This is a genomic window from Candidatus Symbiopectobacterium sp. NZEC127 (genome assembly GCF_025962675.1).
GTDB lineage: Bacteria > Pseudomonadota > Gammaproteobacteria > Enterobacterales > Enterobacteriaceae > Symbiopectobacterium.
Window position 1 is genome coordinate 1 of the sequence record NZ_JAGFPG010000007.1, and the last position, 21,751, is coordinate 21,751.

General features: G+C 55.2%; 18 protein-coding genes. 14 read left to right on the plus strand and 4 right to left on the minus strand.

Annotation, left to right across the window (positions count from 1 at the left end; genetic code table 11):
- Positions 1-442: 442 nt before the first annotated feature.
- The 4 genes from ytfQ to yjfF all read left to right on the plus strand — a co-directional run bounded on the left by ytfQ (position 443) and on the right by yjfF (position 4,945).
- Complete coding sequence (ytfQ, locus tag J5069_RS20045) at positions 443-1,399, plus strand: galactofuranose ABC transporter, galactofuranose-binding protein YtfQ (RefSeq protein WP_264645720.1); 957 nt, start codon at positions 443-445, stop codon at positions 1,397-1,399.
- Between the two features lie 66 nt (positions 1,400-1,465).
- Positions 1,466-2,992, plus strand: coding sequence for a galactofuranose ABC transporter, ATP-binding protein YtfR (ytfR, locus tag J5069_RS20050; protein ID WP_264645527.1), 1,527 nt, complete (start codon positions 1,466-1,468; stop codon positions 2,990-2,992).
- Complete coding sequence (ytfT, locus tag J5069_RS20055) at positions 2,973-3,983, plus strand: galactofuranose ABC transporter, ATP-binding protein YtfT (protein ID WP_264645528.1); 1,011 nt, start codon at positions 2,973-2,975, stop codon at positions 3,981-3,983. The genes ytfR and ytfT overlap by 20 nt, the downstream gene beginning before the upstream one ends.
- Positions 3,983-4,945 carry a galactofuranose ABC transporter, permease protein YjfF gene (gene yjfF / locus J5069_RS20060; RefSeq protein WP_264645529.1) on the plus strand — a complete coding sequence of 321 codons (963 nt, stop codon included), beginning with the start codon at positions 3,983-3,985 and terminating at the stop codon, positions 4,943-4,945. Before ytfT ends, yjfF begins: the two co-directional genes overlap by 1 nt.
- A gap of 14 nt (positions 4,946-4,959) precedes the next feature.
- Here yjfF and hdfR read toward each other — a convergent pair whose 3' ends face one another.
- Complete coding sequence (hdfR, locus tag J5069_RS20065; protein WP_264645530.1) at positions 4,960-5,784, minus strand: HTH-type transcriptional regulator HdfR; 825 nt, start codon at positions 5,782-5,784, stop codon at positions 4,960-4,962.
- Positions 5,785-5,904: 120 nt separating this feature from the next.
- On the opposite strand from hdfR, the gene J5069_RS20070 reads away from it, so the two are divergent.
- The gene (locus J5069_RS20070) at positions 5,905-6,243 is read left to right on the plus strand and encodes a DUF413 domain-containing protein (RefSeq protein WP_264645531.1); all 339 of its coding nucleotides are present in this window, start codon (positions 5,905-5,907) and stop codon (positions 6,241-6,243) included.
- Positions 6,244-6,303: 60 nt separating this feature from the next.
- On the opposite strand, the gene J5069_RS20075 is transcribed toward J5069_RS20070, so the two are convergent.
- On the minus strand, positions 6,304-7,833 hold the full coding sequence (locus tag J5069_RS20075; protein WP_264645532.1) for a YifB family Mg chelatase-like AAA ATPase: 1,530 nt from the start codon (positions 7,831-7,833) through the stop codon (positions 6,304-6,306).
- A 350-nt stretch (positions 7,834-8,183) separates the two neighbouring features.
- Here J5069_RS20075 and J5069_RS20080 point away from each other — a divergent pair, with 350 nt between their 5' ends.
- The 7 genes from J5069_RS20080 (at position 8,184) to J5069_RS20110 (ending at position 15,647) form a co-directional block, all read left to right on the plus strand.
- The gene (locus J5069_RS20080) at positions 8,184-8,282 is read left to right on the plus strand and encodes an IlvGEDA operon leader peptide (RefSeq protein WP_195314403.1); all 99 of its coding nucleotides are present in this window, start codon (positions 8,184-8,186) and stop codon (positions 8,280-8,282) included.
- Between the two features lie 140 nt (positions 8,283-8,422).
- Positions 8,423-10,072, plus strand: coding sequence for an acetolactate synthase 2 catalytic subunit (gene ilvG / locus J5069_RS20085; protein ID WP_264645533.1), 1,650 nt, complete (start codon positions 8,423-8,425; stop codon positions 10,070-10,072).
- A gap of 17 nt (positions 10,073-10,089) precedes the next feature.
- Complete coding sequence (gene ilvM / locus J5069_RS20090) at positions 10,090-10,347, plus strand: acetolactate synthase 2 small subunit (RefSeq protein WP_195314405.1); 258 nt, start codon at positions 10,090-10,092, stop codon at positions 10,345-10,347.
- Positions 10,348-10,370: 23 nt separating this feature from the next.
- A complete protein-coding gene (locus tag J5069_RS20095) occupies positions 10,371-11,297 on the plus strand; it encodes a branched-chain amino acid transaminase (RefSeq protein WP_195314406.1) in 927 nt (308 codons plus the stop codon).
- A 113-nt stretch (positions 11,298-11,410) separates the two neighbouring features.
- On the plus strand, positions 11,411-13,261 hold the full coding sequence (gene ilvD, locus J5069_RS20100; protein ID WP_264645534.1) for a dihydroxy-acid dehydratase: 1,851 nt from the start codon (positions 11,411-11,413) through the stop codon (positions 13,259-13,261).
- Positions 13,262-13,266: 5 nt separating this feature from the next.
- The gene (ilvA, locus tag J5069_RS20105; protein ID WP_264645535.1) at positions 13,267-14,820 is read left to right on the plus strand and encodes a threonine ammonia-lyase, biosynthetic; all 1,554 of its coding nucleotides are present in this window, start codon (positions 13,267-13,269) and stop codon (positions 14,818-14,820) included.
- 83 nt (positions 14,821-14,903) lie between these two features.
- The gene (locus J5069_RS20110; RefSeq protein ID WP_413542266.1) at positions 14,904-15,647 is read left to right on the plus strand and encodes a DUF2461 domain-containing protein; all 744 of its coding nucleotides are present in this window, start codon (positions 14,904-14,906) and stop codon (positions 15,645-15,647) included.
- Here J5069_RS20110 and J5069_RS20115 read toward each other — a convergent pair.
- A complete protein-coding gene (locus J5069_RS20115) occupies positions 15,644-16,414 on the minus strand; it encodes a lysozyme inhibitor LprI family protein (protein WP_264645536.1) in 771 nt (256 codons plus the stop codon). The genes J5069_RS20110 and J5069_RS20115 overlap by 4 nt on opposite strands.
- 619 nt (positions 16,415-17,033) lie before the next feature.
- On the opposite strand from J5069_RS20115, the gene J5069_RS20120 reads away from it, so the two are divergent.
- Positions 17,034-19,160 (plus strand): TonB-dependent siderophore receptor, encoded by a 2,127-nt coding sequence (locus J5069_RS20120; protein ID WP_264645722.1) that lies wholly within the window; start codon positions 17,034-17,036, stop codon positions 19,158-19,160.
- 4 nt (positions 19,161-19,164) lie between these two features.
- Here the strand turns inward: J5069_RS20120 and ilvY are convergent, their stop codons facing one another.
- Complete coding sequence (gene ilvY, locus J5069_RS20125; protein ID WP_264645537.1) at positions 19,165-20,055, minus strand: HTH-type transcriptional activator IlvY; 891 nt, start codon at positions 20,053-20,055, stop codon at positions 19,165-19,167.
- A gap of 162 nt (positions 20,056-20,217) precedes the next feature.
- Between ilvY and ilvC the strand changes: the two genes are divergently transcribed.
- On the plus strand, positions 20,218-21,696 hold the full coding sequence (gene ilvC, locus J5069_RS20130; RefSeq protein WP_264645538.1) for a ketol-acid reductoisomerase: 1,479 nt from the start codon (positions 20,218-20,220) through the stop codon (positions 21,694-21,696).
- The last annotated feature ends 55 nt before the right edge of the window (positions 21,697-21,751 follow it).

Here is a 21,751-nt window from a genome sequence, read left to right on the forward strand (position 1 = left end):
AACTCAGAAGTGAAACGCCGTAGCGCCGATGGTAGTGTGGGGCTTCCCCATGTGAGAGTAGGGAACTGCCAGGCTTTAATTAAGTGAAGGGGCTGTCCGAAAGGACAGCCCTTTTTGCTGTGCGTGGTTTTTGTTGTATAGGTTTTTTATCGTGACGCGCCAATAATCCCACACCGTTTATATGCATTAATTTGCCTCTCTTCCTGTAGCTAAAGGCCTGAAAATGGCTGAATGAATTAGCTGTAATTATGTACAAACCTATCGTAATACCAGGTTGTGAGCTTGCTCATCCCGCCCCGTCACTATTTCGACTAAAACAGATAAGCCCTGATAAAAAATGTCAGGTGCATGTCGTGTCTCTGTACAACCTGCACGCATTGACGTGGGGTTAAAACCTGCAAACAAGCCAAAAAGCTGTCGGCTGCTCATAAAGGAGTGGATTATGTACAGGCGTTTACTGGTCGCAATGGCTGTCGCTACAGCATTATGTGGCGCAACACAGGCATCGGCGCTAACCGTAGGATTTTCTCAAATCGGTTCTGAGTCGGGATGGCGCTCTGCCGAAACCAAAGTGTCTAAACAGGAAGCAGAAAAACGGGGTATCACCTTAAAAATAGCGGATGCGCAACAGAAACAAGAGAACCAGATCAAAGCGGTAAGATCGTTTATTGCACAAGGCGTTGATGCGATATTTATCGCACCCGTGGTCGCAACGGGCTGGACGCCGGTACTCCAGGAGGCCAAGGAGGCAAAAATACCGGTATTCCTGCTGGACCGTATGATCGATGTTAACGATCCCTCCCTGTATACCGCCGCAGTTGCTTCTGACAGCGTCTACGAAGGTAAGGTGGCTGCCGAATGGCTGCTGAAGGACGTCGCGGGCAAACCCTGTAACGTTGTTGAGCTGCAAGGTACGGTGGGGTCGAGCGTCGCAATAAACCGTAAAAAAGGGTTTGTTGACGGCATCGCAGCGTCTTCAAATGTGAAGATCATCCGCTCGCAGTCAGGCGATTTTACCCGCAGTAAGGGTAAAGAGGTGATGGAAAGCTTCATCAAAGCGGAGCAGAACGGCAAGAATATCTGCGCGGTTTATGCCCATAACGATGATATGGCGATCGGTGCCATTCAGGCCATTAAAGAGGCCGGATTAAAGCCGGGCTCACAAATCAAAGTGGTTTCTATCGACGCGGTTCCCGATATTTTTAAAGCAATGATCGACGGTGAAGCAAATGCCACAGTAGAGCTGACGCCAAATATGGCTGGCCCGGCATTTGATGCATTAATTGCCTTGAAAAAAGAAGGAAAACAGCCGCAGAAATTTATTCAGACTGAATCAAGATTATTATTGCCGGATACGGCACAAGCAGAATACCAGTCCAAAAAAGACCTTGGTTATTAAGCCTGATAACGATGGCGTGCAATGCGCCATCGTTACCTGATGTTTTAAGTGGCATAGGTGAGTCTGATGGACACTGAATTGCTGTTGGACATCCAGGGAATGAGTGTCGAATTTCCTGGTATTAAAGCGTTGGATAGCGTCGATTTCACGCTGCGCAAAGGGGAAATTGTTGCCCTGCTGGGTGAAAACGGTGCCGGAAAATCGACGCTGATAAAAGCGTTGACCGGGGTTTATCGGCGTTCAGCAGGAGAAATTTTTCTTGAAGGTAACGCCATCGATCCGTTGAGCACAGCGCACGCGCAATCCTTAGGTATCGGTACCGTTTACCAGGAGGTCAATCTATTACCCAATCTGTCGGTGGCGGCGAATTTGTTTTTGGGCCGGGAACCCTTGCGCTTCGGCATGGTTGATCAGAAGGAAATGGCGCGGCTTGCCAGAGAAATCGTCGCTTACTACGGATTACGGATAGATGTTACCGATCCTTTGGGCAACTACTCGATCGCTATTCAGCAGATCATTGCTATCGCTCGCGCAGTCGATCTTTCCGCCAAAGTGTTGATCCTCGATGAACCCACTGCCAGCCTGGATGCGAATGAGGTCGACATGCTGTTCGGCATTTTGTCCCATTTGCGTGAGCACGGCGTGGGCATGATTTTTGTCACCCATTTTCTCGATCAGGTTTATCGCCTTAGCGATCGCATCACCGTGTTGCGCAACGGCAAACTGGTGGGCAGTGAAATGACGGCGGCGTTGCCGCGTCTCGATCTGGTGCAGATGATGCTGGGCCACAGTTTTGATGAGTCACTCTTGAAGCGCTCAGCCCATGCGACTGAAACCGGCGAGCCTTTGGTCGAATTCCGTGGGTATGGCCGTCGTAATATGGTCGATCCCTTTGAGTTGTCCGTTGCGCCGGGCGAAATCGTCGGGCTGGCTGGATTGCTGGGTTCGGGCCGTACGGAGACCGCACAGCTGGTCTTTGGCATTAAAACGCCAGACAGCGGTGAGGCCAAGGTTGATGGTCAGCCAGTCTCCATTCGTAGCCCACGCAAGGCGGGCAAGCTGGGGTTTGGTTATTGCCCTGAAGACCGCAAAACCGAAGGCATTGTTGGTTCGGCGACGGTTCGTGAGAACATTATTCTGGCGTTGCAGGCCCAGCGCGGGTGGTTACGTCCGCTGGGGTTGAAAGAGCAAACCCGCATTGCAGAAATGTTCATTGAGCGATTGGGGATACGAACGCCGAGCCCTGAACAGGAAATTCAGTATCTTTCCGGCGGCAATCAGCAAAAGGTGTTGCTCTCGCGCTGGTTGGCGACAGAACCTCGCTTTCTCATTCTTGATGAACCGACGCGCGGCATTGATGTTGGTGCCCATGCGGAAATCATTCGTTTGATAGAAAAACTGTGTGAGCGCGGTATGGCGCTGCTGGTTATCTCCTCTGAGCTGGAAGAGCTGACCGGTTATGCCGACCGCATCATTGTGTTGCGCGACAGAAAGCAGGTGGCACATCTGGCGCATCAGGAGATTTCCGTTGCTGCCGTGATGCAAGCCATTGCATTACAACCAGGAGGTGCGCATGACGGACAGCCATGTTAAACCCGTGCGCCGGGTGCGCTTCGGCGTCAGTAAAGGGCTACCACAGATTGCGGCGTTGGTGGTCATCTTGTTAATCGATAGCCTGGTTGCGCCCAACTTCTTTTCACTTCATGTGCAAGATGGCCGTTTGTTCGGCAGCCTGATCGATATCCTTAATCGCGGCGCACCGGTCGCATTGCTGGCATTGGGCATGACGCTGGTGATTGCCACCGGCGGTATTGACCTCTCGGTGGGGGCGGTGATGGCGATCGCTGGTGCTACGGCGGCGAGCCTTGCGGCGCAAGGGCATGCATTGCCAGTGATTCTACTGACGGCAGTGCTCACCGGCGCCGTGTGCGGGCTGTGGAATGGCTTTTTGGTTGCGGTGCTACAGATCCAGCCGATTGTGGCGACCTTGATGCTGATGGTGGCAGGCCGTGGTGTCGCACAACTGATTACCGAAGGGCAGATTATTACCTTTGCACATCCTGCGTTGGCACATCTGGGCAGCGGCTCGCTGTTCTACCTGCCGATGCCGGTGATTATCGCCTGCGCCATGCTGCTTCTACTTTGGATACTGACACGCAAAACCGCATTGGGCTTATTTATCGAAGCGGTGGGTATCAACATTCGTTCGGCCAGAAACGCTGGCATCAGCACGCGTCTGATCTTGATTTCCGTCTATGTCATCTGCGGCATCTGCGCGGCGGTCGCGGGGGTGATTATTACAGCGGATATCCGCGGTGCGGACGCGAACAATGCCGGTTTGTGGCTTGAACTGGATGCCATTTTGGCGGTGGTGATCGGCGGTGGGTCTTTGCTGGGCGGGCGGTTTAATCTGCTGCTTGCGGTGGTGGGGGCATTGATTATTCAAAGTATGAATACCGGTATTCTGTTAGCAGGATACCGTCCTGAACTCAATCTGGTGCTTAAGGCGTTGGTGGTGTTGGCGGTGCTGATTATGCAGTCTCCGCGTTTCTCGCTGCGCCGCCTGTTGCGGAGGCACGAATAATGCTGAAACGAAATATTCCGCTGTTGATTACGCTCGGCGTTTTTATCGTCGGCTATCTGTTTTGCCTGAGCCAGTTTCCGGGGTTTGCTTCTACGCGCGTATTTTTCAACCTGTTGACGGATAATGCGTTTATCGGGATTGTCGCGGTCGGCATGACCTTTGTGATCCTCTCCGGCGGGATCGATCTCTCCGTCGGCTCGGTGATCGCGTTTACTGGCGTACTGTTAGCCAAGCTGATTGGTACCTATGGCATGCATCCCGGCTATGCCATTGCGCTGGCGTTGGTGATGGGGGCGGCATTCGGTGCGCTGATGGGGTGGATCATCGATACCCTGAAACTGCCTGCGTTTATCATCACGCTGGCCGGTATGTTCTTTGTGCGCGGCATGAGCTTTATTGTCTCTCAGGAGTCGATCCCGATTGAACACCCTGTATACCAACAGCTTGCCGGATTAGCGTGGCGCATGCCCGGCGGTGGGCGCCTGACCTTTTTGGCGTTGATCATGCTGATGACGGTAATTGTCGGGATGGTCTTGGCGCACCGCACCTGTTTTGGTAATCGTGTTTACGCCATTGGCGGCAATATCACTTCAGCGGAGCTGATGGGGGTGCGGGTGAGAAAAACCACCATCCAGATCTACATGCTTTCCAGCACGCTGGCAGTGTTGTCCGGGATTGTGTTCTCACTCTATACCTCAGCGGGTTACGCGCTGGCAGCGAGCGGCGTAGAGCTGGATGCGATTGCGGCAGTGGTGATTGGCGGTACGCTCCTGACCGGCGGCGTGGGCACGGTGCTGGGTACCTTCTTTGGGGTGCTGATCCAAGGGCTGATTCAAACCTACATCACCTTTGATGGCACCCTCAGTTCCTGGTGGACCAAGATCGTTATTGGCATCCTGCTGTTTACCTTTATCGTCTTGCAGAAAGGACTTAGCGCATTTTGGGTCGCCAAACGCGCCTGACGGCGCTACGCGGCTCACAACATATCAGCAATAGGGGTTTTGAGCAGTTGACGGATTAACGCCTGCTGGTCGCTGTTTTGCAGCCAAACGGCATACAGCGGGCGGATCACCGGTGGTGTATGTTGCTGAACGTACAACAGTGGGTAAGTTTTTTCCCAATGGCGCGGCAGAAAGGCACAGCCGCCGGTGGTCAACAACAGCTGGCGCGTCAGGTGCGCTGAGGTAGTGGTCAAGATGGGAAGCTGCTCATTGCTCAATAACCGCCCTTCGTGCTGATGAAAATCCGCGCCCCATTCCAGTTTGATAAAAGGCCTTTCGGCCTGCTCCTCGTCTTGGGTGGCGAACAGCGCCAGAGAGAAGTTTCCTAACAGATGGCTGGTCAACTCTTCCATTTTGGGCTGCTCGGTAGTGATCAGCAGGTCCAACCGCCGTTCGTGTAACTGCTGCACCAGAGATTGACGTTGTGCAATGCGCGCTTCAAGTTGAAGCAGCGGGCGCTGCTGGTACAGCGTTTGCAGCCAGGGCGTCAGGTAGGCTTCCCACAGCGATGCAGTGGCACCAATCGACAGCAACTGGTGCTGCTGCGAGCGTGCGACCTCTTTTTTGGCCAGTTGCCAGGTGCCCATCAGGCTCTCTGCGTAGGGCAACAAGCGCTCGCCCGCCGGTGTCAGGCGAATATTATTGCGGTGGCGAGTGAACAAATTTGCACCAAGTTGATTTTCTAATTGGCGAATACGAAAGCTGACCGCTGACTGGGTCAGATAGAGCGATTCTGCGGCGCGTCCAAAATGCCGCGTTCTGCTGACTTCCAGGAAGGTTTTCAGTAATTCGGTATCCACGCTCATCTCCAAAAAAAATTTGTCGTGATGATTTAAATGTTTTGTTTTACAGAATGTCAAGCCTATCTAATACTCCGCGCCATAAACAGCACGACCATAAAAGAATTAGGAGCGTGTAAGATGGCGGAAAGCTTCTCTACAACGAATCGTTTTTTTGATAATAAATCCTACCCACGCGGCTTCTCTCGTCACGGTGACTTCACCATCAAAGAGGCCCAGATGCTGGAACGCTATGGCTATGCGTTGAATGAGCTTGACCTGGGTAAACGCCAGCCGGTGACCGAGGAAGAGACCCAATTCGTCGCCATGTGCCGCGGTGAGCGTGATGCGTCCACCGACATGGAAAAAACCTGGGCCAAATATGTCGCTCGTATTCGTCGCCCGAAGCGTTTTCACACGCTGTCCGGCGGTAAGCCGCAGATGGATGCGGTGGAAGAATACACCGATAGCGACGATTAAGTTATTCACTTGCGGGGCCAATGGCCCCGTTTTTTATCTCTGCGCTTTACCTTAAATGCTTTACCCTAAATCGCGGTGTAAGCGGCGCAGCAACCTGTCCATGCAGCGATAGCTGATCGCCTCCGCCAAATGGTCGCGCTGGATATCGGGCTGCTGTGCCAGATCGGCGATGGTCCTCGCCACCTTTAAAATGCGGTGCCAGGCACGCACAGACAGCTCCAGCTTGGTCATTAACGCCTCCAGCCAGACGGCATCCTCTTCGTGCAAGCGGCAGTGAATATCCATTTCCGGCGGTGTCAGGCGCGCATTGATTTTTCCCGCTCGTGCCAGTTGCCTCTCTCGTGCCATCAACACGCGCGCTCGAACGTCGGTGCTGCGTTCTCCCTGACGCCCTTGTTTGTGCAGCGTTCCAGGTGGCAGTAACGGGACTTCAATCGACAGATCGAACCGGTCGAGAAACGGCCCGGAGAGTTTACCCAAATAGCGCAGGATCTGCTGCACCGGCAGGCGGTTATGGATACCTTGATAGTGCCCCGATGGGCTGGGGTTCATAGCGGCGACCAACTGCACGCGGGCGGGGTAATTGACTTTGGCCCGCGTGCGGGAAATCACGATTTCACCGGCTTCCAACGGTTCTCGCAGAGCGTCCAGGACACGCCGCTCGAACTCGGGCAACTCATCGAGAAACAGTATACCGTTGTGCGCCAACGAGATCTCTCCCGGTTTTGGCAGTCCGCCCCCGCCCACCAGGGCTGTCATTGATGCACTGTGGTGAGGTGCCCGAAAGGGGCGGGTGTGCCACAAGCCCAGTGTGGTATCCGCAGCGCTGACCAGGCTATTAATGGCCGCCACCTCCAGCGCCTCTTCGTTGCTCAATGGGGGCAATAACCCGGCAAGACGGCTGGCCAGCATGGTTTTTCCGGTGCCGGGCGGCCCCATCAGCAGCAGGTTGTGGCCTCCGGCGGCGGTGACCTCGAGCGCCCGTTTTCCCTGCTCTTGCCCAATGATATCTGCCAGATCCGGGGCGTTGGTGAGGTCGGGCGCGTGAACCTCAACCGCCTGACTGCCGGTCAACGGTTCACCGCTGTGCAAAAAGGCGCATACCGCATTCAGGTGTTCTGCCAGCAGCACCTCACCGTGCCCGATAAGCGCCATTTCCTGCTGATGAGCCAGTGGCAAAATAAGCTGGCGACCCGCCTTGCCCGCGGCGATGGCCGCCGGGATTGCGCCGGTAATCGCGCGTAGCGCCCCGGATAATCCCAATTCACCCAGAAACTCATACTGCGCTAACGCCTTGCCGCAAATCTGCTCTGAGGCTGCCAGAATCGATAGTGCGATGGGCAGATCGTAGCGCCCGCCCTCCTTGGGCAAATCCGCCGGGGCGAGATTGACGGTGATCCGCTTGGCGGGAAAGGTGAACCCGGCATTGAGCAGTGCGCTGCGCACCCGATCCCGTGCTTCCTTAACCGTGGTTTCCGGCAGGCCAACCAGCGTCAGTGCGGGCAAGCCATTGCTGATATGGGCTTCAATCGTCACGCAAGGGGCCTGAATGCCAATCATTGCACGCGTATAGGTAACAGCCAGCGACATAACGCTCCCTCCTGTCAATTGCGGCAGCGTGCGCCATCCTGAGTCCAAGGGGCAGTATAAAAATAACGTTATCGGCGACGGCTCGCACAGAGGCGATTGCCATACAGGGCATTCCATCTGGGTTGGGCGCTGGCTTGCAAGTCTTGCATGACTCAATGGCGTGGTCGGTGAAAGTCTATAGAAAAAGCACAATGTGAATAATTGTTTATATCTATATGATTAAATTGCATTTAACGCCGGTTTCTTCATTGGCCTTCATGGCGCGTTTGAAAAAAAATATTGTCAGTGGCGCTAAGTCTGTGGTAACTCTGTAGGTATTCGTTCGACAATGATTACAGAACAAACCATTTATGAAAGCGTTCTCTCTCGTGATTAGCCTAGTCATTATTAGCGTGGTGGTGATTATAAACCCACCGTGCGGGGCGTCGCTGAGACGAAGAATGGCTTAAAAATCAAGCCGTAATTCAAAAAACCCCCGCACCGTAAGGTCGGGGGTTTTTTGTTGGGCGGTAAAAACTACAGAAGGGAGTGGAGTATGTCTTACAGCATAAAATCCTGTTTCTCCCCGGCAGCGTCGGGGAAATAAACTATGAATGGGGCTCAATGGGTGGTGCAAGCGTTGCGGGTGCAAGGTGTCGATACCGTATTTGGTTATCCGGGCGGCGCGATCATGCCGGTTTACGATGCACTCTACGACGGCGGCGTTGAGCACCTGTTGTGCCGTCATGAACAAGGCGCAGCCATGGCGGCGCTCGGTTATGCCCGCGCGACCGGCAAGGTCGGCGTGTGTATCGCCACCTCTGGCCCCGGTGCCACTAACCTGATCACCGGACTGGCGGATGCGCTGCTGGATTCGGTGCCGGTGGTGGCGATTACCGGTCAGGTGGCTTCACCGTTGATCGGTACCGATGCCTTTCAGGAAATCGATGTGCTGGGCTTGTCGCTGGCCTGTACCAAACACAGCTTCCTGGTGGATTCGCTGGAGTCGCTGCCGGGGATCATGGCGGAAGCCTTCGCCATCGCCAGCAGTGGCCGTCCTGGCCCGGTGCTGGTGGATATCCCCAAAGACATTCAGTTAGCCATCAGTGAGATCGTCCCGCAGTTTACGCCAGTCGATGACAGCCAGCCGGATTTCCCTGCGCAGGCCATCGAACAAGCGCGCGCCATGCTGGCCGCGGCGAAAAAGCCGATGTTGTACGTCGGCGGTGGCGTGGGCATGGCGCAGGCGGTGCCGGCACTGCGCGCGTTTATTGCCGAGACGGGTATTCCCTCCGTCGTTACGCTGAAAGGATTGGGTGCCGTTGATGCCGAGCATCCGCACTACCTCGGCATGCTGGGCATGCACGGTACCAAAGCAGCCAACCTGTCGGTGCAAGAGTGTGACCTGTTGATTGCCGTCGGTGCGCGGTTTGACGATCGCGTGACGGGCAAGCTGAATGCGTTTGCGCCGCATGCAGCGGTGATTCATCTGGATATCGATCCGGCTGAATTGAGTAAATTGCGCCTGGCCAACGTGGCACTGCCGGGGGATTTAAACACGCTGTTGCCCGCATTGGCCCAGCCGCTGGCAATTGATGCCTGGCGTCAAGAGGTGGCGGCGCTGAAAGCCGAATACCCGTGGCGTTACGATCATCCGGGCGAGGCCATCTATGCGCCGGCGCTGTTAAAAATCCTGTCTGAACGCAAACCGGCGGAAACGGTGATTACTACCGATGTCGGCCAGCACCAGATGTGGGCTGCGCAGCACATGCGTTTTTCCCGTCCGGAAAATTTCATCACCTCCAGCGGGTTAGGCACCATGGGCTTTGGTTTGCCCGCAGCGGTAGGCGCACAGGTCGCCCGTCCTGAAGATACCGTGGTGTGTATTTCCGGTGACGGCTCTTTCATGATGAACGTGCAAGAGCTGGGCACCATCAAACGAAAACAGTTGCCGGTAAAAATCGTGCTGCTGGATAACCAACGGTTAGGCATGGTTCGACAGTGGCAGCAGCTGTTCTTCAATGAGCGTTACAGCGAAACCAACCTCTCCGATAACCCCGATTTTCTGACCCTGGCAAGCGCTTTTGGTATCCCAGGGCAACGCATAACCCGAAAAGATCAGATCGATGCCGCGCTGGATGCCCTGTTGAGCAGTGATGGGCCGTATTTGCTGCATGTCTCTATCGATGAACTGGAAAACGTCTGGCCGCTGGTTCCACCGGGTGCCGGGAATGAAACCATGCTGGAACGTACCGAATAATGGCAGGAGAACAGAGAATGACGCATCATCAACTTTCCATACAGGCTCGCTTTCGTCCCGAAATGCTGGAGCGCGTGCTGCGCGTGGTTCGCCACCGCGGCTTCCGGGTGTGTGCCATGAACATGATGACGGCCGCCAACCCCGACCATATCAATATCGAATTGACCGTTGCCAGCCAACGGCCGGTGGATTTATTGTCAACACAGTTAAGCAAGCTGCTGGATATCGCTTGTGTTGAAATACAACCCCACACATCACAACAAATACGTGCCTGAAGGCATCAGAAAGGATAAACAGAATGACGAGCAAAGCTGATTACATTTGGTTCAATGGTGAGATGGTGCCGTGGGCGGAAGCCAAAGTACACGTGATGTCCCATGCGCTGCACTACGGTACGTCGGTGTTTGAAGGGGTGCGCTGTTACGATTCCCATAAAGGCCCGGTGGTATTCCGTCACCGTGAGCATATGCGCCGCCTGCACGACTCCGCTAAAATCTATCGTATGCCGGTGCAGTACAGCGTAGATGACCTGATGGAAGCCTGCCGCGCAACGCTACGTAAAAATGATCTGAAAAGCGCCTATATCCGTCCGCTGGTGTTCGTTGGCGACGTTGGCATGGGCGTGAATCCGCCGGAAGGTTACGTCACGGATGTCATCATTGCGGCATTTCCCTGGGGCGCATATCTGGGCGAAGACGCACTGGATCAGGGGATTGATGCCATGGTGTCCTCCTGGAACCGTGTGGCAGCCAACACCATTCCAACGGCCGCAAAAGCGGGCGGTAACTACCTCTCCTCTCTGCTGGTGGGCAGCGAAGCGCGCCGCCACGGCTATCAGGAAGGGATCGCGCTGGACGTCAACGGCTATGTGTCTGAAGGTGCAGGTGAAAACCTGTTTGAAGTGAAAGATGGCGTGTTGTTTACCCCGCCGTTCACCTCATCAGCGCTGCCGGGTATCACTCGCGACGCCATCATCAAACTGGCGCAGAGCCTGGGACTGGAAGTGCGTGAGCAGGTGCTGTCACGTGAATCGCTCTATCTGGCGGATGAAGTCTTTATGTCCGGCACTGCCGCGGAAATCACTCCGGTGCGCAGCGTGGACGGTATTCAGGTCGGCATTGGCCGTTGTGGCCCGGTCACCAAACAACTACAAAAAGCGTTCTTCGGCCTGTTTACCGGCGAAACCGAAGACAAATGGGGCTGGTTAGATCAGGTTAACCCGTAATCGTCACAAGAAAGATTAATACACCCCTTTCCCTTGCTTCACGAACCCAAGACGCCAGTCGCCGCCGAACGGGAGCAGGAAAGGGGAGGAAACACACACTGGAGTAACAGAGTATGCCTAAGTACCGTTCAGCCACAACCACGCATGGCCGTAACATGGCAGGTGCGCGCGCCCTGTGGCGTGCCACCGGAATGACCGATGCCGATTTCGGCAAGCCGATCATTGCCGTGGTCAACTCGTTCACACAATTCGTTCCGGGCCACGTGCATCTGCGCGACCTGGGCAAGCTGGTGGCGGAGCAAATCGAAGCCGCTGGCGGCGTGGCCAAAGAGTTCAACACCATTGCGGTGGATGATGGCATCGCGATGGGGCACGGAGGCATGCTCTACTCTCTGCCGTCACGTGAGCTGATTGCCGATTCGGTCGAATACATGGTCAATGCCCACTGCGCCGATGCGATGGTGTGCATTTCCAACTGCGACAAGATCACCCCCGGAATGCTGATGGCCTCGCTGCGCCTGAATATCCCGGTGATCTTTGTTTCCGGCGGCCCGATGGAAGCCGGGAAAACCAAACTCTCTAACCAACTGATCAAACTGGACCTGGTGGATGCCATGATCCAGGGCGCTAACCCGAACGTCAGCGATGCGGACAGCGACCAAATCGAACGTTCCGCTTGCCCGACCTGCGGCTCTTGTTCCGGCATGTTTACCGCTAACTCGATGAACTGCCTGACGGAAGCGCTGGGCCTGTCACAGCCGGGCAATGGCTCGCTGCTGGCGACTCACGCCGATCGTAAGCAACTGTTTTTGAATGCGGGTACGCGCATCGTTGAACTGACCAAACGCTACTACGAGCAGGATGATGCCAGCGCGCTGCCGCGTAATATCGCGACCAAGGCCGCGTTTGAAAATGCCATGACGCTGGATATCGCCATGGGCGGCTCCACCAACACCGTGCTGCACTTGCTGGCCTCCGCGCAGGAAGCGGAAGTGGATTTCACTATGGACGACATCGATCGTCTGTCGCGCCGGGTGCCGCAGCTGTGCAAAGTGGCACCGAGCACGCAGAAATACCATATGGAAGACGTGCACCGTGCGGGTGGGGTGATCGGTATTCTGGGCGAACTGGATCGCGCCGGATTGCTGAACCGCGATGTGTGTAACGTGTTGGGTAAAAGCCTGACGGAAACGCTGAATGCCTATGACGTGATGCTGACCGATGATGAAGCGGTGAAAAGTATGTTCTCCGCAGGGCCAGCGGGCATTCGCACCACGCAGGCGTTCTCACAGGATTGTCGCTGGGAGTCGCTGGATACCGATCGTGAACAGGGTTGTATCCGTGCGCGGGAGCATGCCTACAGTCAGGAAGGTGGTCTGGCAGTGCTGTACGGCAACATCGCGGAAAAAGGTTGTATCGTCAAAACCGCCGGTGTGGATGATGGCAGTCTGGTATTCCGTGGCCCGGCGAAAGTGTATGAATCTCAGGATGATGCAGTAGAAGCCATTCTGGGCGGGAAGGTGGTAGCGGGAGATGTGGTGGTTATCCGTTACGAAGGGCCGAAAGGCGGGCCAGGCATGCAAGAGATGCTCTACCCGACCAGCTTCCTGAAATCGATGGGATTGGGTAAAGCCTGTGCGTTGATCACCGACGGTCGTTTCTCCGGCGGCACCTCCGGGCTTTCCATCGGCCATGCTTCGCCTGAAGCGGCCAGTGGCGGCACCATCGGGCTGGTGGAAGACGGTGATACCATTGCCATTGATATTCCTAGCCGTACCATTGCGCTGGTGGTGGCGGAAGATGAACTGGCACGCCGCCACGATGCGCAACTGGCGCGCGGCGATGCGGCCTTTACGCCGAAAGACCGTCAGCGTCAGGTGTCGTTTGCACTGCGTGCTTACGCCAGCCTGGCAACCAGCGCGGACCAAGGCGCGGTACGCGACAAGAGCAAGCTGGGAGGCTAAGTTCAATGGCGGTATCACTCCCTCTCCCCGACGCCCCGTGCGGCGCGGAGTATTTGCGTGCGGTGTTGCGCGCGCCGGTGTATGAAGTGGCACAGGTGACGCCGCTTCAGCCGATGGAAAAACTCTCGGCGCGTCTCGGCAACACCATTGTGGTGAAGCGAGAAGACCGTCAGCCAGTGCACAGTTTTAAACTGCGCGGTGCCTATGCCATGTTGGCGACCCTGACCGAAGCGCAAAAAGCGCACGGTGTGGTAACGGCTTCCGCCGGTAACCACGCACAGGGCGTAGCGCTATCAGCCAGCAAGCTTGGCATCAAGGCGCTGATCGTCATGCCGGTCGCCACCGCGGATATCAAAGTGGATGCGGTGCGCGGTTTTGGCGGTGAAGTGTTGCTACACGGTGCCAATTTTGATGAGGCCAAGGCCCGAGCGATTGTGCTGTCGCAAGAGCAGCATATGACCTTCATTCCGCCGTTCGATCATCCGGCCGTGATTGCCGGGCAGGGCACGCTGGCGATGGAGCTGTTGCAGCAGGATGCGCATCTCGATCGCGTGTTTGTACCGGTTGGTGGCGGTGGTCTGGCGGCGGGCGTGGCGGTATTGATCAAACAATTGATGCCGCAGATCAAAGTGATCGGCGTTGAGGCGGAAGATTCAGCCTGCCTGCGTGCGGCATTGGATGCCGGACATCCGGTGGATTTGCCGCGCGTTGGACTGTTCGCTGAGGGCGTGGCGGTCAAGCGTATTGGCGATGAAACCTTCCGCCTGTGCCGGGAATATCTGGATGATGTCATCACCGTGGACAGCGATGCGATTTGTGCCGCGCTGAAGGATATCTTTGAAGATGTGCGGGCGATTGCCGAACCGTCTGGCGCACTGGCGCTGGCGGGGATGAAGAAGTATATCCAGCAGCACGGCATTCAGGGTGAACGGCTGGCGCATATTCTGTCGGGTGCCAACGTCAACTTCCACGGTCTGCGCTATGTCTCTGAACGCTGTGAACTGGGTGAACAGCGTGAGGCATTGCTGGCGGTAACCATCCCTGAGCGCAAGGGCAGCTTTTTGACCTTTTGCCAACTGCTGGGTGGTCGCTCGGTGACTGAGTTTAACTACCGTTACGCCGATGACAAAGACGCCTGCATTTTCGTGGGGGTGCGTCTGACGCGTGGACATGCGGAGCGGGATGAGATTATCGCAGAACTCTCCGCAGGTGGTTATCAGGTGGTCGATCTCTCCGATGATGAAATGGCGAAGCTCCATGTGCGTTACATGGTTGGCGGACGTCCTTCCAAGCCGTTGCAGGAACAGCTTTACAGCTTCGAGTTTCCGGAATCTCCCGGTGCGCTGCTGAAGTTCCTGCACACGCTCGGCACGCACTGGAACATCTCGCTGTTTCACTATCGCAGCCACGGGACCGATTTCGGTCGCGTACTGGCGGCGTTCGAAGTGACCGAGCGCGATCCGGAGTTTGAGCAACGTTTGCAGGCGCTGGGTTACGAGTGCCACGACGAAACCCAAAATCCGGCGTTTCGTTTCTTCCTGGCCGGTAACACGGCGTGATGTCAGTGTGCCCGACGGTGGAATTTCACCGCCGGGCGCGCTATCGTGGTTGCCATTCAAGGGATTAGCAATGGCAGACCATCATGACGACGTTCACCGGTTTCTCGCAGCAGAGCCTCACCTTTCTTCAGCAAGTTCGGCAGGAAAACAGCAAAGAGTGGTTTGACGACAACCGCGCAATATACGATGAGACGCTGGTTGCCCCGTTCCGCGCGTTGGTCGAGGATGTGGGCCTGACGATGCTACCGATCGACGATCAGTTTGAAATTCGTCCTGCTATTGGTAAAACCCTGTCGCGTATCCATCGCGATACCCGTTTTTCTCACGATAAATCCCGCTACCGCAGTCAGATGTGGCTGACGTTCAAACGTCCGCGCAAAGACTGGACGGATGCGCCGGTGTACTTTTTCGAAATTGGCCCCGATTTCTGGCGTTACGGGTTGGGGTACTACAGCGCCACGCGCGATACCATGGAACTGTTTCGCCAGACGCTGCGCGACAGCCCGCAGGCGTTTTTGGCGATGGCTGCGTGTCTGGAACCCACGTTTACCCTGGAAGGTGAAAGTTACAAGCGCCCGTTGGTCAAAGATCAGCCTGAGGAATTGGCGACCTGGTACAACCGTAAATCCTTCGCCGCCATGACCACGCGGCAAGATATGGATGCATTGTTTTCAGCGGATTTGGTCACTACGCTGACACAGGGTTTTCGCCAACTGGAGCCGCTGTATCGCTATCTGATGGGCATTGAGAGTATGAAGCGGCTGACGCCTGAACAACAGGAAGGAAGCTGGTCGAGCTTCCCGCCGTCAGCGCGTTTTGAACGTTAAAGCTTTTGCCGCGTCATCACCATGTTGAACAGGTAGCTTTCGCCCTGTGTGTCGAACGTTGAGATGCGAATTTCGTCGTCGCTCACGCAGGTAAACAGGATCTTGGTGGTGCCGCCAAAGCTGCTTTCCCGGCGGCCTATCGCCTGCGTATCGCTCATCTGGCGGGCGGTGAACTCACCGTCATCCAGCCGGTTGGCGTAGCGGAACGCGACGGAAATGTTGCCGCTGATTTTCCCTTTCTCCTGCGTCATATCCAAACCGACCGCATTATAGGGCGCTTTCTGGTCGTACATTTCCTGAAAATAACTGCCGAGATTGTCGTACTCTTCCTTGGTGAGATCCTGCAAATAATCCTCGTAGCTGAACGCCCCGTGGAAACACCCGGTGGTTTTGATCGGGGTAATGGGCGTCGGTAACGCGTGCTGGGCCACCTGATTGAGGTAGCGCAGTCGGTTGAGCTGCTGCTGATAGCGCTGGCGCAGACAATCCTCATCCTGACATTGGTTACGGGTGGTGAGCCAGCTACGTTGAAACAGGTTCAGTGCCTGTTCAAAGGGCTGACTCTGCGTATAGGTGGTCAGCGCCGATCGTGCGGTCTTCCACTCCTGCGCCAGTTCATCATCCAACTGGCCGAGCAGTGGGCTCTGGCAAATCTGCTTCTCCTGCGCGCTGGTGGCATTGGCGCAGTCGAACGAGACAGCCTGTGCATGAGGCACAAACGCGCAAGCCGCCAATGCCGCCACGGCAGAGAACACAGAGAGCTTCATAGGGGATCCTGTTTCATTCCTTGAGCAATTAGTGTTTGTTATACAGCCATCTGCGTTCCTTCGCCAGTGCAGTACGCCAACGCAGATTGCCGTGACCGTTTAACGCTATCTCCTCCTGTTGCCTGAGGTGTTGCCAAATAGCGTCCCATCCAGAATCGAAAACTGATATTCGTGACGGTGGACTGACGTTAAGCTATTCACTAATCGTATCGGGTGTTGGCCCGAGTGATTCTGTCTCATCAGGTATGTCTGGTGGCATTTCCTGCGATAGTGATACATCTCGCGGTTCACCTTCACCGGAAATCAGGAACCGGTTCGTGACGGCAAGGCTGGAGCCATAGACCGTCCTAAGGGTGAATCCCTTTCATTTTTACAGCGTAACGTTAAATGCAAACTAAGAAAAATTAATGCAATTGCATAAATGCGATTGAGACGAGTTTGCATTTGAAATACTCTTTTTTGGTGCATTATTAGCCAGGAATATATTGGCTTCTTTATGTCGCACAAAGATACTATTGCAGTAAAGGATGGAAACGTGTTTGAAAATAAAAGGAAATTTTACCTCGTTGGGCAATTGTTTTTCGGTTATGTCACGGTACTGGGTGTTGCATCATCGCTCATGATGGCAGCGCAAACGCTGGCCGCTGAAACGGTGACTGGCAACGCTGATGTGATGGTGGTCATTGCACAGGGCGAGCAAAATACCACGCTCCCCACGGGTGGAATGATTGCGAAACAGAGTGCCGCCGGTACGAAAACACAAACGCCGTTGGTAACGACGCCACAGTCGATCACCGTGGTTACGCGTGCGCAAATGGATAAGCAACGGGTGATGTCCGTCTCCGATGCGTTTAATTACTCTGCCAGTGTGCTGCCAAATTACCGGGGTTCCTCCAACCGGAGTGATGAAACCATCGTGCGCGGTTTTCGCTATGCGCCTAAATTTCTGGATGGGCTGAGTTTTGGTTTGATCGGGCAAGGTGCCGGCATTGGAAAGATTGACCCCTGGTTGTTAGAACGCGTTGAGCTGATTCGTGGCCCGGCCTCTGTCATGTATGGTCAGGTCGATCCTGGCGGCACGGTCATTATGACCAGCAAACGCCCCACGGCAGAAAACATCCGCCACCTACAGGTTAGCGCAGGCAATAAACGCTTGGGTGAAGCGGCGTTTGATTTCGGCGGTGTGCTGAACGAGGACAGCGCGCTGTTGTATCGTTTGAACGTCATCGCCAGCACCCGGCAGCAATTTGTCAACGATGCCCGGCAACAGCGCATGGCGATTGCCCCCGCGCTGACGTGGCTGCCCAATGCAGATACCAGCCTGACCGTACTGACCAGTTACCAATACGACCCTGAAGCGGGTTTTCGTAACTTCTTGCCCGCCTACGGCACGGTGTTTGCTACCAACGCCGGCTATATTCCTTACACGCTGAATGTCAGCGATCCCAATTACCATCACTCAACGCGTGAGCAGGTGGCGCTCGGTTATATTTTCGAGCACTCCTTTAACAAGGCGATCTCAGTGCAACAGAATCTGCGTTATTCACAGTTGCATGATAACTATAAATATTTGGTGTATAGCACCGGTGGCAGCGCCACGGATACTACGCTAATGCGTAACCAGCAACGCGAAAACATTGATGCTGACGAATTAGGGATCGACAACCAATTAAAAGCGAGCTTCGCGACTCACACGGTGAACCATACTCTGCTGGCCGGTTTGGATTACAAATGGCAGAAGCGCAATGCCAACTTCTGGCGCAAGACCGGCGATAAGTACAATTTTGACTGGGCTCATCCCCGCTATGGTGGGGCTTATCTGGAAAATGACAGTGACTTGCCCCTCGCGCGCAGCGCGTTTAAAAAGCTCGATCAGGTTGGACTCTATGTGCAGGATCAGGCGGTGTGGCAGCAGTGGAACCTGCTACTCTCCGGGCGACATGACTGGACGGAAATACGCACCTACGAGCGCACACTCAATAATGCCAAAAGGCAGTCGAATGATGACGATTTCACCGGCCGTGCGGCGCTGCTGTATGCGTTTGAGAATGGTTTCTCGCCTTATATCAGTTACAGCACCTCGTTTGAGCCCAACCTGGACAGCGGCATTCCGGGTTCACCACCCTTTAAGCCGACAACCGGCGAGCAGACTGAAGTGGGGATGAAGTTTCAGCCGGTGGGCAGCGACACCTTGTTAACGCTATCGCTGTTCGATATTACGCAGAAAAATATCACGTCGTGGAACAGCAAACTCAAGTTCAACGAGCAAATTGGCAAAGTCGAGTCACGTGGCGCTGAAGCGGAGCTAGGTACCCAAATAACGCCAGCGCTGAGCCTGATGTCGGCGTACAGTTACACGGAGGCGGAAACCAAGGAGAGCACCAATACGAGTACGCCAGCAGGGAACAGGCCAGCGGCGACGCCACGCCATATGGCCTCCGCCTGGGGTACCTACTTGGTTCACAACGGCCCGTTGGCCGGGTTGGCGCTGGGAACCGGCGTGCGCTACATCGGCAGCAGCTATGGCGATAACAAGGAGAGTTTCAGCGTGCCGCACTACATCCTGTATGACGCGATGGTGAGCTATGATTTGGGCGTGGCCTCGTCGCAGTGGAAAGGGGCGGTGTTGCAGATCAATGTCAACAACCTGACCGATAAGCATTATGTGGCGTCTTGCAGTAATAACGAAGCCTGCTTCTACGGCGTTGGACGCTCGATTATCGCCACCGTCAGCTACCGCTGGTAAATCCTCAAACGTTGTCCTGCAAGGTATGCCAAAACGCGGCAATCAAGGGCTCATTGAGTCGCTTTTTCTGCACGCATACGCCGAGTTCAAACGGTTCCATCGCTTGCTCCAGCAATACCGAAACGCGGTTGCGCACTGGCTCCGGGCTGTTTTCCAGCACCACGTCCGGGATCAGCGCGATGCCGCAGCCGAGTGCCACCATCGACACCATTGCCTCGTGCCCGGACACCGTGGCGTAAATCAGCGGATTGACGATGTGGTGACGGCGGAACCAGACGTCAATGCGTTTTCGCACCGGGCCGTGCTCGGGCAAAATAAACGGAATCTGTGCCCAGTCTGGATTGGGTTGCCGTACCATCGCTTGCACCGGTGATGCCAGCGCCGGGGCAATCAGTACCAGCGGGATCTTGCCGATAGGCATAAAATCAATGGTGGTGGGCAACGTTTCCGGGTGGCCCGCGATGCCGAGATCGGCTTCATTGGACTGTACTTTTTCCACCGCATCTGCGGCATCGCCGGTCGTCAGCTTGATTTCGACCAGCGGATGCTGGGCGCGGAAACGGTCGAGGATTGGCGGCAAATGGCTGTAGGCGGCGGTCACGGAACAGAAAATGCGTAGCTCGCCGCTCAATGAGGGCCCACGTTGCCCAATGGCGTGGCGCAACTGCTCATAGTGCAGCAGCGTCTGCTGAGCAAACTGCTTCAATTGCTCACCGGCATCGGTCAGTTGCACCGTGCGGTTGTCGCGCAAAAACAGGGTTTGCCCGACATCCTCCTCCAGTCGTTGGATTTGGCGTGACAAGGTTGACGGACTCAGGTGCATGGCTTTGGCGGTGCGCCCGAAATGGCGGCTGTCACACAGGTGCAGAAACAGTTTTAAATCTCGTAAATCCATGTGCGCGCGGCCTCATTTTCATCTTGCAGTTATTGCAATGTCATGTTGTTAATATATCAATTTAAGCAATACTTTTCCTGTCATATCATGAGGGCATTAAGGCTTCCCTGACAGGAAACCTCTTCTGAACACTCGCAATTAACAGATTAAACGGAGTTGTGCATGGCTAACTATTTCAACACTTTGAACCTGCGTCAGCAGTTGGCGCAATTGGGTGTATGTCGTTTCATGGGACGTGAAGAATTCGCAGACGAAGCGAACTACCTGAAAGGCAAAAAAGTGGTGATCGTCGGTTGCGGCGCGCAAGGGCTGAACCAGGGTTTGAATATGCGTGATTCCGGGCTGGATATCGCCTATGCGCTGCGTGCAGAAGCGATCGCGGAAAAACGTGCGTCATGGCGTAAAGCGACAGAAAACGGCTTCAAAGTCGGCACCTATGAAGACCTGATCCCGCAGGCGGATCTGGTGGTGAACCTGACGCCGGACAAGCAGCACTCCGCTGTGGTTCAGGCCGTTCAACCGCTGATGAAGCAGGGTGCATCGCTGGGTTACTCTCACGGCTTCAACATCGTTGAAGTGGGTGAGCAGATCCGTAAAGACATCACCGTGGTGATGGTGGCGCCGAAATGTCCGGGCACCGAAGTGCGTGAAGAGTACAAACGCGGCTTTGGCGTTCCGACGCTGATCGCGGTTCACCCGGAAAACGATCCGAAAGGTGAAGGCATGGCGATTGCCAAGGCCTGGGCAGCGGCTACCGGCGGTCACCGCGCGGGGGTTCTGCAATCGTCTTTCGTTGCTGAAGTGAAATCTGACCTGATGGGCGAGCAGACCATCCTGTGCGGTATGTTGCAGGCTGGTTCCTTGCTGAGCTTTGACAAACTGGTTGCTGAAGGCACCGATCCCGCCTACGCGGAAAAACTGATTCAGTTCGGCTGGGAAACCATCACCGAAGCGCTGAAGCAGGGCGGCATCACGCTGATGATGGATCGCCTGTCTAACCCGGCGAAACTGCGTGCTTACGCGCTGTCTGAGCAGTTGAAAACCATCATGGCACCGCTGTTCCAGAAACACATGGATGACATTATCTCCGGCGCGTTCTCCGGCGGCATGATGGAAGATTGGGCCAACGACGACATTAAACTGCTGACCTGGCGTGAAGAAACCGGTAATTCCGCGTTTGAAAATGCTCCGCAGTTCGACGGTAAAATCGCAGAGCAAGAGTACTTCGACAACGGCGTACTGATGATCGCGATGGTTAAAGCCGGTGTAGAACTGGCGTTTGAAACCATGGTAAGCGCGGGCATCATCGAAGAATCCGCTTACTACGAGTCGCTGCACGAACTGCCGCTGATCGCGAACACCATTGCACGTAAGCGTCTGTATGAAATGAACGTGGTTATCTCTGATACCGCAGAATACGGTAACTACCTGTTCGCTAATGCCGCCGTACCGTTGCTGAAAGAGACATTCATGGCTTCACTGCAAGCGGGTGACATCGGCAAGCCGGTGGCGGCCAGCAGCGTTGACAATGCGCAGTTGCGTGACGTTAATGACGCGATCCGCAACCACCCGATCGAAGCGGTGGGTCAGAAACTGCGTGGCTACATGAAAGACATGAAACGCATTGCGGTTGCAGGCTAAAACCAACGTATTACTCAGTCAATAAAAAAAGGCGCAACCTTGGGTTGCGCCTTTT